This window comes from Streptomyces sp. CA-142005, assembly GCF_050942335.1.
In the GTDB taxonomy this organism is placed as follows: domain Bacteria; phylum Actinomycetota; class Actinomycetes; order Streptomycetales; family Streptomycetaceae; genus Streptomyces.
In genome coordinates, this window is record NZ_CP192078.1 from 3,234,958 (window position 1) to 3,251,604 (window position 16,647).

Consider the following 16,647-nt stretch of genomic DNA (forward strand, 5'->3'; position numbering starts at 1 on the left):
CAGAGGCCTTCACCGGGGGTGCGGCCGAGGCCTGGCTGAACAAGCTGGGCGGGCTGCGTGATGTCGTACGCCAGGAACTGGTGGCGCGGCAGCTGGACGAGCAGATAGCCGGCCGGTTCCCGGTCGGGCAGCGGCTGCGGGTGCTCGACGTCGGGATGGGCCAGGGCACCCAGGCGCTGCGGCTGGCCCGGCTCGGCCATCAGGTGACCGGGGTCGAGCAGGACGCGACGATGATCGCCGCCGCCCGGGAGGCGCTGGCCGCGCAGCCGGAGGGCATCCGCGAGCGGGTGCGGCTGGTGCAGGGCGACGGGCGGGACACCGGTGTGCACTTCCTGCCGGGCAGCTTCGACGTGGTGCTGTGCCACGGGGTGCTGATGTACGTCGAGGAGCCGGACCCGCTGGTGGCGGGCCTGGCGAGGATGCTCGCCCCCGGCGGACTCCTCTCCCTGCTCGTCCGCAACGGCGACGCGCTCGCCATGCGGCCGGGCCTGTCCGGCGACTGGGCGGGCGCCCTGGCCGCCTTCGACACGACCTCCTACCGCAACCGCCTCGGCCTGGACGTACGGGCCGACCGGCTGGCCTCGCTGACCGCCACGCTCGCCGGGATCGCGGCCCCGCTGCACGCCTGGTACGGCGTCCGGGTGTTCACGGACACGGCTGCGGACGACACGGAGATCCCGCAGGACCTCCAGACGCTGCTCGCGGTCGAGGAGCGGGCCGGGCGCACGGACCCCTACCGCGGCGTGGCGGCACTGCTGCACCTGTGCGGCGTACGCGGCTGAATCCGTTCGGGCCAACAGCGCGGGCCGGGTGACCGGCGTGCGGTGAGACTCGGGACATGGACGCTTCCCCGAGCCGTGCCCCGTGGAGGGCCGCCGCCGCTGCCGTGCTGCTGTGCTGCGTGGCGGTGAGCTGTACGTCCAACGGCCCCGAGGCCCGGCAGGACACCGCGCAGACCGGGCGGGCGGCCGTGCCGATGGCCCCGCGGGATCTGCAGAGCCAGTACCAGAAGGTCATCAAGCAGGCCCTGCCGTCGGTCGTGCAGATCCAGGCGAGCCAGGAACTGGGCTCCGGAGTGGTGTACGACGACAAGGGACACATCGTCACCAACGCGCACGTGGTCGGGTCGGAGAAGACCTTCAAGGTGACCACGGCCAACAGCGAGCAGCCGCTCACCGCGAGCCTGGTGTACTCCTACCCCGAGCAGGACCTGGCCGTGATCAAGCTGGACAAGGTGCCGGACGGGCTGAAGGCGGCGGAGTTCGGCGATTCCGAGAAGGTGGAGGTCGGCCAGATCGTGCTGGCCATGGGCTCACCGCTCGGGCTGTCGTCCAGCGTGACCCAGGGCATCGTCTCGGCGACCGGGCGGACGGTCAGCGAGGCGTCCGGCGGGGGCACGGGCGCGACGATCGCGAACATGGTGCAGACCTCGGCCGCCATCAACCCGGGCAACAGCGGTGGCGCGCTGGTCAATCTCGCCGGTCAGGTCGTCGGCATCCCGACGCTCGCCGCCACCGACCCCAGCCTCGGGAGCAGCGCGGCGCCCGGCATCGGGTTCGCCATCCCGGCGTCGATGGTCAAGACCATCGCCGGACAGATCGTCGAGCAGGGCAAGGTGGTCAACTCTGGCCGGGCCGCGCTCGGCATCACCGCGCGGACGGTCGTGGACGAGCGCTACCAGTCGGCCGGGGTGGCGGTGGTCACCGTCAAACCCGGCGGCGCGGCCGACCAGGCGGGCATGCGCCCGGGCGACATCATCACCAAGGTGGGCGGCCAGCCGATCTCCACCATCACCTCCCTCTCCGTGGCGCTGGCGGCGGACAAACCGGGCCAGAAGACCTCGGTGACCTACCAGCGGGACGGCGCCGAGAAGACGGTGGAGGTGACGCTGGGCGAGCAGTGAGAGGGATACGGCCCCTGCGTGTGCCGGGGCCGCACCCTCTCGGCGCCGGCTACGCCGCGTCGGCGTGCAGGCTCATCGGCCCGTAGATCTCGGTGTTCTCCTCGAACAGCCGCACCTGGTCGGCGCCGCCCTCCAGGAGCGCCTTCCAGTGCTCGCCGATCCAGGACTCGGCATCCCCCTGCGTGGTGAACTCCTCGGGCTGCACGGCGGGCTGGACCTCCGTCCCGTCGGCCTTCTCGAACCGCCACGTCCATGCCGTCATCTAGGCCTCCTTCGATCCAACACCTGCTGGCAGGGTATGCGCTCCGCGGGTCCGGCCGTTAGAGGCTGTGGATCACCCGCGGGTCCGGTGCAGGCCGCTCGCGCCCGCCGGCGAAGCCGCGCGGCCGGGGCCCCTTTCGGGGCGCCGAAGTGAGCAGTGCCTGGTGGGGCGGGTGAGAATCGGTCCCGTGGACATCACTCTGCTCGGTACCGGTGCCCCTGCTGGGCTGCCCCGCCCCGACTGCCCCTGCGCCGCGTGTGCGAGGGCGCTCGGGCCCGACGCGCGGGCGGCCACCGCGGTGCTGGTGGACGGGGCGCTGCTGCTCGACCTGACGCCGGGCGCGGCGTTCGCGGCGGCGCGGGCCGGACATTCGCTCGCCGGGGTGGGGCAGGTGCTGCTGTCGCATCCGCACGGCGGCCCGGCGGTGGAGGTGCCGGCCGGGCTGCCGCAGCCCGGGCGGGTGCCGGACGGCCGGGAGTTGGCGCTGCTGACGGGGCATCGGGTGCGGGCCGTGGCGATGGACGCGGGCGGCACCGGGTACGCGGTGACCGGGCCGGACGGGCAGCGGCTGCTGTATCTGCCGCCGGGCGGGGCGCCGGCGGGCCTGGAGGAGGCGACGGCGGAGTCGTACGACATGGTCCTCGCGGACGTGGTGGGCCGCCCCGACGCGCTGGCGCGGCTGCGGGCGGTCGGCTCGGTCGGCCCGACGACGGATGTGCTGGCGGTCCACCTCGACCACGACGTGCCGCCCGGCGCGGAGTTGCGGCGCCGGCTGGCGGCGGCCGGGGCGCGGGCGGTGCCGGACGGTACGACGCTGGCGGTCGGCGCGTACGAGGACGTGCCGGACGTGCCGCGCCGGACGCTGGTGCTGGGCGGGGCGCGCTCGGGCAAGTCGGTGGAGGCCGAGCGCCGGCTGGAGTCCTTCCCGGACGTGCTGTACGTGGCGACCAGTGGGTCGCGGGGCGGGGACACCGAGTGGGCGGAGCGGGTGGCTCTGCACCGGGAGCGGCGGCCGGGGTCGTGGCGTACGGCGGAGACGACGGACCTGGTGCCGCTGCTGGGCGAGGACGGGCCGCCGCTGCTGATCGACTGTCTGTCGCTGTGGCTGACGGATGTCATGGACTCCGTGGGGGCGTGGGACGACGCGGAGTGGGCGGGCGGGGGTGAGAAGTCCCTGCGGGAGCGGGTGCGGGAGTTGACGGAGGCGGTGCGCCGCACACGGCGGACCGTGGTCGCGGTGTCGAACGAGGTGGGCTCGGGGATCGTGCCGGCGACCGCGTCCGGCCGTCGGTACCGTGACGAACTCGGGCGGTTGAACGCGGCGTTCGGTGCGGAGTGCGAGCAGGTGCTGTTGGTGGTGGCGGGGCAGCCGTTGGTGCTGCGGGGCTGAGCCCGCGGTTACGCGGGCTGTTCCGCCTTGCGGGCCAGGATCCGGTACGCGTTCGAGAAGCGGGTTCGGCGCAGCACAGGGGCCAGCGCGTGGTCCAGGGCGGAGGCGGTGGCGATGAGGGGGGCCGCCGCTTTGCGGAGGGGCGCGGAGGTGCGGGCCAGGGCGATGGTGAGCGCCGCCGAGAGGTCGCAGGGGGTGTGCGGGGCGCGGCGGTCCGTCGTGAGGATCTCGCAGCCCCGGGTCTTCAGTTCCGCGCACAGGTTGGCCATCGGCAGCAGATGCAGATGGCGGGGCCGGCCGTAGGGAAGCCACCATCCGCCGAGGAGCGCCGCGAACGCGCAGCGCGGATCCGCCAGTTCGATGAGCAGGTGGCCGCCGGGCCGCAGGACGGCCAGGGCCGCGCGGAGTTCGGCGCGCGGGTTGGGCGCCTGCTCCAGGTGGTGGAACATGCTGACGACGTCGTACCGGGAGCGCAGCCGGGCCAGGACCCAGGGATCCGTGAGATCGCCGATGTGCGCCTCCTCCACGCGTTCCTCCCGGAGGGCCTGTTCGACGCGGGGGGTCGGGTCCAGGCCGTCGAAGGACGTGTAGGGGAAGAGCTCCTTCGCCGTCTCCGGGAAGCGGGCGTGGCCGGTGCCCACGTCCAGCCAGCTCTCCGGTTCGGCGGTCACCGGCAGGACCGTACGGGCCGCGGCCAGGCGCCGGCGACGCGCCGCCCGCGCGGTAAGGCTCCGCTCGGCGAAGTCCTCCAGCCGGCCCGCGAAGAAGTCCAGCTGGTGGAAGGCGAGGCCCTCCGCCGTGAGCCGCGGGTTCTGGAAGGCGTGCCGGCACTCGCGGCACTCGTCCACGACGAACAGGCCGGGATCGCGCGGCCTCAAGGCGGCGGCCCGCGCCCGCGTGCGCAGGTTCCCGGAGCCGCACCAGGGGCAGTTCTCGCGGCGCGGCTCCTGGAACAGGTCGGCGACCCGGGGTGGGGTGAGGGGCGAGGTCGGCATGGGCGGCTCCCTGAGCGACATTCCGCAGCAAACCGGAACGTATGGGATCCCGATCTTGGGTGCAATGACGTCGTGGGGGTGTGGTGGCCATGTGGCGCGGAAGCGTTCGTTCTCGGGCGGTACTGTTCGGCGAATGAGCAGGCTTAATCTGGACGACTTCACCGATCTGATCGAGCGCCCGGACGGGGGCGTGCGCCGTGACGCCGAGGCCCGGCGGGAGCGCCAGATCGTGCCGCCCGGGGCGCTGGGCCGCCTCGACGAGCTGGGCGAGTGGCTGGCCGCCGCGCAGAGCGCCGTACCGGTACGGACCGTCGAGCGGCCGAAGGTGATCCTCTTCGCCGGTGACCACGGCATCGCCGAGCTGGGTGTCTCGGCGCGTCCCGCCGGCGGTGCGCAGGAACTGGTACGGGCCGTGCTGGAGGGCGCGAGCCCGGTGTCCGTGCTCGCGCGCCGGCAGGAGGTGCCCGTACGGATCGTGGACATGGCCCTGGACTGCGCGCCGGACGCCTTCCCGGAGGACGTCGTACGGCACCGGGTGCGGCGCGGCAGCGGCCGTATCGACCTCGAGGACGCGCTCACCCTGGACGAGGCCGAGGCGGCGCTGCGCGCGGGTATCGCCGTCGCCGACGAGGAGGCCGACTCGGGTACGGACCTGGTGGTCCTCGGCGACATCAGCGTCGGCGGCACCACGGCCGCCGCGGTGCTGATCGCCGCGCTGTGCGGGACCGACGCGTCGGTGGTGACCGGGCGGGGCGGGCTCGCGATCGACGACCTGGCGTGGATGCGCAAGTGCGCGGCGATCCGGGACGCGCTCCGGCGGGCGCGGCCGGTGCTCGGGGACCAGTTGCAGTTGCTGGCGACCGTGGGCGGGGCGGACCTGGCGGCGATGACCGGGTTCCTGCTGCAGTGCGCGGTGCGGAAGCTGCCGGTGATCCTGGACGGGGTGGTGGCCGCCGCGTGTGCGCTGGTCGCGCAGCGGGTGGCCTTCCGGGCGCCGGACTGGTGGCTGGCCGGGCACGACAGCGGGGAGCCGGGGCAGGCGAAGGCGCTGGACCGGATGGCCCTGGAGCCGCTGCTGGAGCAGGGGGTGAAGGTCGGCGAGGGCGCGGGTGCGCTGCTGGCGCTGCCCCTGGTCCGGGCCGCAGCCGCGCTTGCCGCGGAGCTTCCCGAGCAGGAGCCGCGGGAGGAGAAGGAAGAGGAGCAGGAGTAGTCCGCCGAGCGGGCGTGAACGACGCCGGGCGGAAAAGCCCGCGCACAGCACACGCACAGCTCGATGTGCGTTTCGCCAGGGCAGCACCCATATGATCCTGCCCCATGGGAGATGCCCGAAATGCCGTGCCGCAGCAAGCCGAACCGGGGCGTCCGGGCGAGGAGAGGCGGCGGTCCACCGGAACCTCCCGGCGGGCCGCCGCCTTCGCCGTCTGGTACCTGCGGACGGTCGCCTTCATCAACTTCCTCAGCGCGGTCTGGGTCTCGCTCGGCCAGGACGTGCGCCGGCACAACCAGGACGACTTCTTCACCCCGTACCTGCTGACGGCCGGCTTCGCCTCGGGCGTGTTCACCGCGTTCCTGGCGATCACCATGCGGCGCAGAAAGCGCGCCGCCTGGATCCTCAACCTGGTGATCAGCGGGGCCTTCCTCGCGCTGTTCGCGTTCGCCATGGCGTTCCCGGAGATCCGGCGGTACGCGCAGAACTGGATCTCGCTGGCGCTCACGGCCGTGTTCGTCGGCGCACTGCTCGTGGGCCGCCGGGAGTTCTACGCCAAGGGCGACCGGTCCAACCCGCGGCTCGCGGCGACGGTCGCCGTCGGCGGCGGGCTGGCCGCGAGCCTGCTGGCCGGGCTGCTGGTGACGGTCACCAACCAGGCGCCGGACACGGCCCGTTCGACCTTCCTGGAGCGCTGGCACTACGGCGCCCTGCGCCTGGTGTCGGTGGCCGCCGACGAGAACCGCTTCCCCGGCATCGCCCCGCCGAACTGGGCCAACGTCGCCGTCAACGTGCTCAGTACGGCCCTCGTCCTCGCCGTGTTCTACGCCGCGTTCCGCTCCCGGCGCGCCGTGGACCCGCTCACCGAGGACGACGAGAAGCAGCTGCGGGCCCTGCTGGAGCGGCACGGCGAGCGGGACTCGCTGGGCTACTTCGCGCTGCGCCGGGAAAAGAGCGTGGTGTGGTCGCCCACGGGCAAGGCGGCCGTCGCCTACCGGGTGGTCGGCGGGGTGAGCCTGGCCTCCGGGGATCCGCTCGGGGATCCGGAGGCCTGGCCCGGCGCGATCGTGCCGTGGCTGGCCGAGGCGCGGGCGCACGGGTGGATCCCGGCGGTGATGGGGGCGAGCGAGGAGGCGGGGACGATCTACGCCCGGCATGGGCTCGACGCCCTGGAACTCGGCGACGAGGCGATCGTGGAGGTCGCCGACTTCACGCTGGAGGGCCGGGCGATGCGCACGGTCCGGCAGGCGTACAACCGGGTGAAGCGGGCCGGGTACGAGGTGCGGATCCGGCGGCACGAGGACATCCCGGCGGACGGGATGGCGTATCTCGTCGAGCGTGCGGACGACTGGCGAGACGGGGCCACCGAGCGCGGGTTCAGCATGGCGCTCGGCCGGCTCGGGGACCCCGAGGACGGGCAGTGCGTGATGCTGGAGTGCACCGACGCCGAGGGGAGGCTGCGGGCGCTGCTGTCCTTCGTGCCGTGGGGGCCGCACGGGCTGTCGCTGGACCTCATGCGCCGGGACCGGGACTCCGACAACGGGCTGATGGAGTTCATGGTCATCGAGCTGCTGCGCCGGGCCGACGAGATCGGGATCACGCAGGTCTCACTCAACTTCGCGATGTTCAGGTCGGTCTTCGAACGTGGCGCGCGCCTCGGTGCCGGTCCGGTGCTGAGGCTGTGGCGGTCGCTGCTCAGCTTCTTCTCCCGCTGGTGGCAGATCGAGTCGCTGTACCGCGCCAACGCCAAGTACCGGCCCATCTGGGAGCCGCGGTTCCTGCTCTTCGAGAAGAGCGCGGACCTGCTGCGCATCGGCCTCGCCTCGGCCCGCGCGGAGGGCTTCCTGGAGGCGCCGGGACTGCCGAAGTGGCTGCACCGCAGGCACCTGGACACGCACCGATGAGGACCGGCCGATGAGAGCGCTCGCCCGCTGGGCCCGTGAGGAGTGGGGCCTGCTGTACGTCACCGTACGCACGGCCCTGCCGAAGCGGCGCCTGCGGGCGGCGCCGATGACGCTCGGCGCGGTGGGTCTGACGGCCCTGCTGCAGTACGTGCAGAACCGGCCGTGGGGCTATCAGTTCGTGCAGGACGTGGGCGCCGTACGGGCCGAGGACCCGCTGTGGCTGGCCCTGCTGCGCACGCCCCTGTCGCTGTTCGTGCCGGCGCTGGACCTGCCGGTGTGGGGCGCGCTGGCGCAGATCCTGCTGGTGTTCGGGATCGCCGAGATCTGCATCGGATGGTGGCGGACCCTGGTCATCGCGTACGCCGCCACGCTCGCCGGGACCCTCTACGCGCGCATCGGCATCTCCCTCGGCGCGCACGCCCCGTTCGGGCTGCCGTGGACGGACGCCCAGGTGGTGGACACCGGTCCGTCGGCGGCCGTGGTGGGGCTCGCCGTGTTCGTGAGCTGGCGCTACGGCGCGTACGTCACCTCGAGCGCGGTGACCCTGTCGATGGTCACCGAGGTGCTGCTCAAGGAGAACCTGGCGGGCAAGGAACACCTGGCCGCGCTGATGACCGTGGGGCTGATCTGCCTCGCGGTGGCGGTCCGGCACCGATACGGCCACGGGCTGCGGCTGCGAACCCGGCACCCCTGCGGACGCCCGCTGCGGCGCGATCAACGGCGGCCGGGCAGCCGGGCCGGGCGCGGGTCGGGCTTGCCACCGATCCAGTCCTGAACGGCGCGGCTCCGCAAGGCGGTGCCGGTACGTGCGCAGCGCGGCCCGGGGCCGGCGACCGTAGAAACGGCGGGCTGCGGCTGCGGCACCCCTGCGGACGCCCGCTGCGGCGCGATCAACGGCGGCCGGGCAGCCGGGCCGGGCGCGGGTCGGGCTTGCCACCGATCCAGCCCTGAACGGCGCGGCTCCGCAAGGCGGTACCGGTACGTGCGCAGCGCGGCCCGGGGCCGGCGACCGTAGAAACGGGGCGGGCTGCGGCTGCGGCACCCCTGCGGACGCCCGCTGCGGCGCGATCAACGGCGGCCGGGCAGCCGGGCCGGGCGCGGGTCGGGCTTGCCACCGATCCAGTCCTGAACGGCGCGGCTCCGCAGGGCCCAGCGGCGGTCGTGCCGGTAGGTGCGCAGCGCGGCCTTGGCGCGGGCGCGGGGCCGGCGGCCGTAGAAGCGGCGGGCCCACGGCGAGCCGGGACGGGCCAGCCGGACGGCGCCGACCAGGGCGACCAGCGGCACGATCGCCCCGAAGATCGCGACGCGCGCCTTGCCCTTGCTCAGCGCGACGAGGGCGAAGAGGAAGTTGACGGCGATGGTGCCGAGGGCGCCGCCGCGGTCCTGAAGTTCCTGCGCGGACAGGTCGTTGACGCCGAAGGGCGCGAACCCGGCGAGCAGCAGCCCGACGAGCGCGGCGGTCAGCACGACGACCTCGACGCTCTTGCGGCCCTCCTCGGTCCAGTAGACGTCGTCCAGGTGCAGGATCAGCGCGAACTCGTCCAGGACCAGCCCGACCCCCATCCCGAACAGCACGGCGGCGATGGCGCCGCCGGCGCCGTGCCGGTCGCTGGCGACCGAGCCGAACCCGCCGACGACGGTGAGGACGACCCCGGGGACGACGTGGTGGATGTGCAGCCCGCCCGCCTTCACGTTCCCGAACGGGCCCTTGCCGGCCCGGATCAGCCGGGTGATCACCCGGGTCACGACGAACGTGAACAGGAAGGCGGTAAGGGCGAGCAGCAGCGGGAGCTTGCCCGGTTCGACGATGTTCCGTACCCACCAGTGCCCCATATGCGCACTTTATCCCCGGGCCTGGAGAGCGGCTCCGCGACCGCCGGGTAACCTGCGCCGGTGTCCACGTCCTCACCGCTCCACGGCCTCCGCTTCGCCTTCGGCACCCTCACCGTGCTGCCCGTCCGGGTGCACCGCTGGGACCGCGAGGCCGCACGCGGCGGGATGCTGAACGCCCCGGTCGCCGGGCTGGCCGTGGGGGCCTGCGCGGCCGGACTCGGACTGCTGCTGCTTCTCCTCGGCGCCGGCCCGCTGCTCGCCGCCGTCGCCTCCGTCGCCGTACCCGCCGCCCTGACCCGCGGACTGCACCTCGACGGCCTCGCCGACACCGCCGACGGGCTGGGCAGCGGCAAGCCCGCGGAGGACGCGTTGCGGATCATGAAGCAGTCGGACATCGGCCCCTTCGGCGTCATCACCCTGGTGCTGGTGCTCCTGGCCCAGGTCGCCGTCCTGGCCCAGCTGTACGGCGACTCGTGGTTCCGGGGTGCCCTGGCGGCCGTCGTCTCGGCGGTCACGGCCCGGCTCGCCCTCACCCTGGCCGCGCGGGCGGGAGTCCCGGCCGCCCGGCCCGAGGGCCTGGGGGCGGCGGTGGCCGGGGTCGTACCGGTGCCGGGCGCGCTGGCCGTCACGGCGGCCTTCACGATCGGTTCGGCGGCCTGGGGGACGGCCCTCGGCCCGTACGCCGCCGTACGCACGGCGGCGGCGGTCCTGCTGTCCCTGGCCGTGGCCGAACTCCTGCTGCGCCGCTGCGTGAACCGGTTCGGCGGGGTGACGGGGGACGTCTTCGGCGCGCTGGCGGAGACGGCCGCGACAACGTCGTTGATCGTGTTGTCCCTGGGCCACTGAGGCGCCCGCTAAGCTCTCCGCCCGTACACGGACAAGAGAGTTGCACCCCGGGGGAATTTCCGTGCTGAAGCTGCGCCGTGCCCTGGCCTGGTCCATAGACTTCGCACTCATCGCGTCGGCGGCCACCCTGCTCGCGATACTCACCTTCCACCGCGTCACCGCCCTCGTGACCGACGTGCCCGAGCTGGCGACACGGGGCGGCCTGGACCTCGTGACCTCGCGCGGTGACGTCGTCGGCGCCTCCGCACACCTCGGCCTGTCCGTGTGGGACACGGTGGTCCTGGACGTGGAGGAGGCCTTCGGCGCGCTCGTCGTCGTCACGTTCCTCTACCAGTGGGCCTGCCTCACCTGGCTCGGCCGCACCCTCGGCAAGGGCCTGCTCGGCCTGCGTGTCACCCCGCGGCTGTCCCGGCACGCCCTGCGCCGCGCCGCCGTCACCACCGCCGCCGACGTCGCGGTGTACGCGCTGGCCTGTGTGCTGCTGATCGAGGGGAGGTTCGGGCTGTCACTGCTGGTGTGGGCCGTCGCGGTGGTGCTGTTCCTGGTCAACGCGCTGACGGTGGTCTTCCCCGGCCGCCGCTCCCTCGCCGACCGGCTGGCCGGCACCTCCGTCGTGGGCGCCTTTCGGCGGGCGGAGCCCGGCCCGACGGGCAGCCTGCCCAGGTCCCTCGCGCGGGATGAGTCCGGCGGAAGACCCTGCGCGGTGGGCGAAGTGACCATGACGCCACACACAGGTGAACGCCCGCAGGAATGAGCGAACGCGCGCACGCGCGTAGTCTCGTCCCGGGTGTTCGCCGACAGGGTGAAGGCCCCGGTTGCCACCCGCGCCCAGGCATGGACCTAGGGTCGGCTCTCGGGCCCGGTCGACCTACCCCACTGCGGCGGTCGTCCCACAAGGACGACCGAGGTTCGCAACGGCCACAGCAACTTCACATCGGAAGCGAGATTTCACCACCGTGACTGCTCTGACTCTCAGCACCGCCGCGGCGCCCGGCCTGCGGGCCGACGCGATCGTGATCGGTGTCGCCAAGGGCACTGGATCCAGGTCTGGGGACCTCGTCGTAGCGCCGGGCGCCGAGGCCGTGGACAAGGCGTACGACGGCAAGCTGGCCGGCGTCCTGGAAACCCTCGGCGCCTCGGGTGCCGAGGGCGAGCTGACGAAGCTGCCCGCTCCGGCGGGCTTCAAGGCACCCCTCGTGGTGGCGGTCGGCCTGGGCGCGGAGCCGGACGCCAAGACCGAGAACGAGGACGCCGAGGGCGGCGAGGGCTACGACGCCGAGGCGCTGCGCAAGGCCGCCGGCGTGGCCGCCCGCGCGCTCGCCGGCTCCAAGAAGGCCGCGTTCGCCCTGCCGGTCGACAGCCCGGGCGCCGTCGGTGCGATCGCCGAGGGCATCCTGCTCGGCGCGTACTCCTTCGACGTCTACAAGGAGAACGGCAAGGACGCCAAGGCCAAGAACGGCAAGGCGCCGCTGGCCGAGGCCGCGCTGCTCGGCGGCAAGCCGCGCGACGCCGCCCACAAGGGGGCCGTCGCCCGCGCCGTCGCGGTCACCGAGGAGCTGAACCGCGCCCGCGACCTGATCAACACCCCGCCGAACGACCTCACCCCGGCCATCTTCGCCGGCATCGCGCAGACCGCGGCCAAGGAGCACGGCATCAAGGTGCAGGTGCTCGACGAGAAGGCCCTGACCAAGGGCGGCTACGGCGGCATCCTCGGCGTCGGCGGCGGCTCCGCGGCCGCACCGCGCCTGGTGAAGCTGTCGTACACCCACCCGAAGGCGGACAAGCACCTGGCCTTCGTCGGCAAGGGCATCACCTACGACTCGGGCGGCATCTCGCTGAAGCCGGCCGGGCACAACGAGACGATGAAGTGCGACATGAGCGGTGCCGCCGCCGTGTTCGCCGCCGTCGTCGCCGCCGCGCGTCTCGGCCTGGAGGTCAACCTCACCGGCTGGCTGGCGCTGGCGGAGAACATGCCGTCCGGCTCCGCGGTGCGCCCGGGTGACGTGCTGCGCATGTACAGCGGCAAGACGGTGGAGGTCCTCAACACCGACGCCGAGGGCCGGCTGGTGCTCGCGGACGCGCTGTGGGCGGCCTCGCAGGAGAACCCGGACGCGATCGTGGACGTCGCGACCCTCACCGGCGCCATGATGCTGGCCCTCGGCAGCCGGACGTTCGGTGTCATGGCCAACGACGACGCGTTCCGCTCCGCGGTGCACGAGGCGGCGGAGGAGGTCGGCGAGCCGGCCTGGCCGATGCCGCTGCCGGAGCACCTGCGCAAGGGCATGGAGTCCCAGGTCGCCGACATCGCGAACATGGGCGAGCGGATGGGTGGCGGGCTGGTCGCCGGTCTGTTCCTGCGCGAGTTCGTCGGCGAGGGGATCACGTGGGCGCACCTCGACATCGCCGGCCCGGCCTTCAACGAGGGCGGTCCGTTCGGTTACACGCCGAAGGGTGGTACCGGGTCGGCTGTGCGCACGCTGGTGCGGCTGGCGGAACTCACGGCCGCGGGTGACCTGGGGTAACGGTCGCCCATCAGCTCGGGCCGCACGTCGTACGGCGGCTTTCGGGGCGCGGGGGGCCGGTCGCACGGCCCCCCGCGCCCCTTTCCGTGGGCCGCTTCCCCCTTCGTTTCAAGCGAACGTGGGACGTCTCACACACCGGCCCGGCGTCTCGATCCCCTCCGACAGGTGCAAAGATGGAGCCCGGCAGGACAGGGCCCCCACCGAAGGGCCGAAGCATCAAGCGGCCGGACACCAGCCGCCTGCCGGTCACAGGAGACCGGCGTACGGCGCACATGCATGGAGGACGTGACGTGGCGAACGACGCCAGCACCGTTTTCGACCTAGTGATCCTCGGCGGTGGTAGCGGTGGTTACGCCGCGGCCCTGCGCGGGGCGCAGCTGGGCCTGGACGTCGCCCTGATCGAGAAGGACAAGGTCGGCGGCACCTGCCTGCACCGGGGTTGCATCCCCACCAAGGCCCTGCTGCACGCGGGCGAGATCGCCGACCAGGCCCGCGAGAGCGAGCAGTTCGGCGTCAAGGCCACCTTCGAGGGCATCGACGTCCCGGCCGTCCACAAGTACAAGGACGACGTGATCTCCGGCCTGTACAAGGGCCTGCAGGGTCTCATCGCGTCCCGGAAGGTGACGTACATCGAGGGTGAGGGGCGCCTGTCCTCCCCCACCTCCGTCGACGTGAACGGGCAGCGCATCCAGGGCCGCCACGTCCTGCTGGCGACCGGCTCCGTGCCGAAGTCGCTGCCGGGCCTGGACATCGACGGCAACCGGATCATCTCCTCCGACCACGCCCTCGTCCTGGACCGCGTGCCGAAGTCCGCGATCATCCTGGGCGGCGGTGTCATCGGCGTCGAGTTCGCCTCGGCGTGGAAGTCCTTCGGCTCGGACGTCACGATCATCGAGGGCCTGAAGCACCTCGTCCCGGTCGAGGACGAGAACTCCTCGAAGCTTCTCGAGCGCGCGTTCCGCAAGCGCGGCATCAAGTTCAACCTCGGCACCTTCTTCCAGAAGGCCGAGTACACCCAGGACGGCGTGAAGGTCACCCTGGCGGACGGCAAGGAGTTCGAGGCCGAGGTCCTCCTCGTCGCCGTCGGCCGCGGCCCGGTCTCGCAGGGCCTGGGCTACGAGGAGGCCGGGGTCGCCATGGACCGCGGTTACGTCCTCGTCGACGAGTACATGCGGACCAACGTTCCGACCATCTCCGCCGTCGGCGACCTCGTCCCGACGCTCCAGCTCGCGCACGTCGGCTTCGCCGAGGGCATCCTGGTGGCGGAGCGTCTGGCCGGTCTGAAGGTCGTTCCGATCGACTACGACGGTGTCCCGCGGGTGACGTACTGCCACCCGGAGGTCGCCTCCGTCGGTATCTCCGAGGCCAAGGCCAAGGAGATCTACGGCGCGGACAAGGTCGTCGCTCTGAAGTACAACCTGGCGGGCAACGGCAAGAGCAAGATCCTGAAGACCGCGGGCGAGATCAAGCTCGTCCAGGTCAAGGACGGTGCCGTGGTCGGCGTCCACATGGTCGGCGACCGCATGGGTGAGCAGGTCGGCGAGGCCCAGCTGATCTACAACTGGGAGGCGCTGCCGGCCGAGGTCGCCCAGCTCATCCACGCCCACCCGACGCAGAACGAGGCGCTCGGCGAGGCCCACCTGGCCCTGGCCGGCAAGCCGCTGCACTCCCACGACTGAGCCTTCGGTCAACGGGCGCGACGACACAGACTTCCGCAATTCGTTAGGAGCAACCGAAACCATGGCGGTTTCCGTAACCCTTCCGGCGCTCGGTGAGAGCGTCACCGAGGGCACTGTCACCCGCTGGCTGAAGGCCGAGGGCGAGCGCGTCGAGGCCGACGAGCCGCTGCTCGAGGTGTCGACCGACAAGGTCGACACCGAGATCCCCTCGCCCGTCTCCGGTGTCCTGTCCTCCATCAAGGTCGCCGAGGACGAGACCGTCGAGGTCGGCGCCGAGCTGGCCGTGATCGACGACGGCACCGGCGCCCCCGCGGCCGCCCCGGCCCCCGCCGCCGCCGAGGCCCCGGCTCCGGCGGCCCCCGCCGCCCCGGCCCCGGTCGCCGAGGCCCCCGCGGCTCCGGCCGCGCCCGCCGCCCCGGCCCCCGCCGCTCCGGCCGGCGGTGCCACCGGCACGGACGTGGTCCTGCCCGCGCTCGGTGAGTCCGTCACCGAGGGCACCGTCACCCGCTGGCTGAAGTCGGTCGGCGACTCCGTCGAGGCCGACGAGCCGCTGCTCGAGGTCTCCACGGACAAGGTCGACACCGAGATCCCGGCGCCCGCCTCCGGCGTGCTGCTGGAGATCGTGGTGAACGAGGACGAGACCGCCGAGGTCGGCGCCAAGCTCGCCGTCATCGGCGCCCCGGGTGCCGCCCCGGCCGCCGCTCCGGCTCCGGCCGCCCCGGCGCCCGCCGCCGCTGCCCCGGCCCCGGCCGCCCCCGCGGCTCCGGCTGCCCCGGCCGCCCCGGCTCCGGCCCCCGCCGCTCCGGCCGCGGCCGCCCCGGCCCCGGCCCCGGTCCAGCCCGCGGCCCCGGCTCCGGCGCCCGCCCCGGCTCCGGTCACCCCGGCCACCGCGCCGACCCACCCGACCGCCACCCAGGCGACCGACGAGGGCGCCTACGTGACCCCGCTGGTGCGCAAGCTCGCCGCCGAGAACGGCGTCGACCTGGCCACCGTCAAGGGCACCGGCGTCGGCGGCCGTATCCGCAAGCAGGACGTCCTCGCCGCCGCCGAGGCCGCGAAGGCCGCCGCGGCTGCCCCGGCTCCGGCCGCCGCTGCCGCTCCGGCCGCCAAGAAGGCCCCGGCCCTGGAGGTCTCCCCCCTCCGTGGCCAGACCGTCAAGATGCCGCGTATCCGCAAGGTCATCGGCGACAACATGGTCAAGGCGCTGCACGAGCAGGCCCAGCTGTCGTCGGTCGTCGAGGTCGACGTCACGCGCCTGATGCGGCTGCGCGCCCAGGCCAAGGACTCCTTCGCCGCGCGCGAGGGCGTCAAGCTCTCCCCGATGCCGTTCTTCGTGAAGGCGGCGGCCCAGGCGCTGAAGGCCCACCCGGTCATCAACGCCAAGATCAACGAGGCCGAGGGCACCATCACCTACTTCGACACCGAGAACATCGGTATCGCGGTGGACTCCGAGAAGGGCCTGATGACCCCGGTCATCAAGCACGCCGGCGACCTCAACATCGCGGGCATCGCCAAGGCCACGGCGGAGCTGGCCGGCAAGGTCCGCGCCAACAAGATCACCCCGGACGAGCTGTCCGGCGCGACCTTCACCATCTCCAACACCGGTTCGCGTGGCGCGCTGTTCGACACGATCATCGTGCCGCCGGGCCAGGTCGCGATCCTCGGCATCGGTGCCACGGTCAAGCGTCCGGCCGTCATCGAGACCGAGGAGGGCACGGTCATCGGCGTCCGCGACATGACCTACCTGACCCTCTCCTACGACCACCGCCTGGTCGACGGCGCCGACGCGGCCCGTTACCTGACGGCGGTCAAGGCGATCCTGGAGGCGGGCGAGTTCGAGGTCGAGCTCGGCCTCTGATCTCCCTGATCGGGCAGTACGGCGAGAGCCCCCGTCCGGAGTCCTTCTCCGGGCGGGGGCTCTGCTCGTACGCGCGGGGCCGCGTGCCGCCGTCTCTCTCTCGAACACGACCGCGGAGCCGGCGAGATGGACCAGGTCCTGCGCGATCGGCCACAAACCCGCCCGCACCCGCCCGACTACCCTGCGCATCGGGTCCCGCAGGTGCCCCAGTGACCATGTGCGCCTCGTCTCACCTGCACCAAAGCACC

At 73.1% G+C, this 16,647-nt stretch carries 14 protein-coding genes; 11 read left to right on the forward strand and 3 right to left on the reverse strand.

Annotated elements, in window-relative coordinates:
* Window positions 1–80 precede the first annotated feature (80 nt).
* Together ACQPXS_RS15355 and ACQPXS_RS15360 are read left to right on the forward strand one after the other, a co-directional pair.
* Entirely contained in the window at window positions 81–782 is a 702-nt protein-coding gene (locus tag ACQPXS_RS15355) for a class I SAM-dependent methyltransferase (RefSeq protein WP_433449778.1), read from the forward strand.
* Between the two features lie 56 nt (window positions 783–838).
* A complete protein-coding gene (locus ACQPXS_RS15360; RefSeq protein WP_433449779.1) occupies window positions 839–1,903 on the forward strand; it encodes a S1C family serine protease in 1,065 nt (354 codons plus the stop codon).
* 49 nt (window positions 1,904–1,952) lie between these two features.
* Here the strand turns inward: ACQPXS_RS15360 and ACQPXS_RS15365 are convergent, their stop codons facing one another.
* Window positions 1,953–2,165 carry a hypothetical protein gene (locus ACQPXS_RS15365; RefSeq protein WP_055709718.1) on the reverse strand — a complete coding sequence of 71 codons (213 nt, stop codon included), beginning with the start codon at window positions 2,163–2,165 and terminating at the stop codon, window positions 1,953–1,955.
* Window positions 2,166–2,352: 187 nt separating this feature from the next.
* Here ACQPXS_RS15365 and ACQPXS_RS15370 point away from each other — a divergent pair, with 187 nt between their 5' ends.
* Entirely contained in the window at window positions 2,353–3,555 is a 1,203-nt protein-coding gene (locus tag ACQPXS_RS15370) for a bifunctional adenosylcobinamide kinase/adenosylcobinamide-phosphate guanylyltransferase (RefSeq protein ID WP_433449781.1), read from the forward strand.
* 8 nt (window positions 3,556–3,563) lie between these two features.
* Here ACQPXS_RS15370 and ACQPXS_RS15375 read toward each other — a convergent pair whose 3' ends face one another.
* A complete protein-coding gene (locus ACQPXS_RS15375) occupies window positions 3,564–4,550 on the reverse strand; it encodes a class I SAM-dependent methyltransferase (RefSeq protein ID WP_433449783.1) in 987 nt (328 codons plus the stop codon).
* Between the two features lie 133 nt (window positions 4,551–4,683).
* On the opposite strand from ACQPXS_RS15375, the gene cobT reads away from it, so the two are divergent.
* From cobT to ACQPXS_RS15390, 3 genes are all read left to right on the forward strand, one after another.
* Entirely contained in the window at window positions 4,684–5,760 is a 1,077-nt protein-coding gene (gene cobT, locus ACQPXS_RS15380; protein WP_433449784.1) for a nicotinate-nucleotide--dimethylbenzimidazole phosphoribosyltransferase, read from the forward strand.
* Window positions 5,761–5,864: 104 nt separating this feature from the next.
* Window positions 5,865–7,661 (forward strand): phosphatidylglycerol lysyltransferase domain-containing protein, encoded by a 1,797-nt coding sequence (locus ACQPXS_RS15385; RefSeq protein WP_433449785.1) that lies wholly within the window; start codon window positions 5,865–5,867, stop codon window positions 7,659–7,661.
* Between the two features lie 10 nt (window positions 7,662–7,671).
* Window positions 7,672–8,436, forward strand: a complete 765-nt coding sequence (locus tag ACQPXS_RS15390) for a hypothetical protein (protein WP_433449787.1) — start codon at window positions 7,672–7,674, stop codon at window positions 8,434–8,436.
* 293 nt (window positions 8,437–8,729) lie between these two features.
* Here the strand turns inward: ACQPXS_RS15390 and ACQPXS_RS15395 are convergent, their stop codons facing one another.
* Window positions 8,730–9,494, reverse strand: a complete 765-nt coding sequence (locus tag ACQPXS_RS15395) for a hypothetical protein (protein WP_433449789.1) — start codon at window positions 9,492–9,494, stop codon at window positions 8,730–8,732.
* A gap of 60 nt (window positions 9,495–9,554) precedes the next feature.
* Between ACQPXS_RS15395 and ACQPXS_RS15400 the strand changes: the two genes are divergently transcribed.
* The 5 genes from ACQPXS_RS15400 to sucB all read left to right on the forward strand — a co-directional run bounded on the left by ACQPXS_RS15400 (window position 9,555) and on the right by sucB (window position 16,399).
* Complete coding sequence (locus ACQPXS_RS15400) at window positions 9,555–10,340, forward strand: adenosylcobinamide-GDP ribazoletransferase (RefSeq protein ID WP_433449790.1); 786 nt, start codon at window positions 9,555–9,557, stop codon at window positions 10,338–10,340.
* A gap of 61 nt (window positions 10,341–10,401) precedes the next feature.
* The gene (locus ACQPXS_RS15405) at window positions 10,402–11,094 is read left to right on the forward strand and encodes an RDD family protein (RefSeq protein WP_433449792.1); all 693 of its coding nucleotides are present in this window, start codon (window positions 10,402–10,404) and stop codon (window positions 11,092–11,094) included.
* Window positions 11,095–11,296: 202 nt separating this feature from the next.
* Complete coding sequence (locus tag ACQPXS_RS15410; RefSeq protein ID WP_433449793.1) at window positions 11,297–12,862, forward strand: leucyl aminopeptidase; 1,566 nt, start codon at window positions 11,297–11,299, stop codon at window positions 12,860–12,862.
* A 290-nt stretch (window positions 12,863–13,152) separates the two neighbouring features.
* A complete protein-coding gene (gene lpdA, locus ACQPXS_RS15415; protein ID WP_356315799.1) occupies window positions 13,153–14,541 on the forward strand; it encodes a dihydrolipoyl dehydrogenase in 1,389 nt (462 codons plus the stop codon).
* A gap of 61 nt (window positions 14,542–14,602) precedes the next feature.
* Window positions 14,603–16,399: a 2-oxoglutarate dehydrogenase, E2 component, dihydrolipoamide succinyltransferase gene (sucB, locus tag ACQPXS_RS15420; RefSeq protein ID WP_433449794.1), complete on the forward strand. Its 1,797-nt coding sequence runs from the start codon at window positions 14,603–14,605 to the stop codon at window positions 16,397–16,399.
* The last annotated feature ends 248 nt before the right edge of the window (window positions 16,400–16,647 follow it).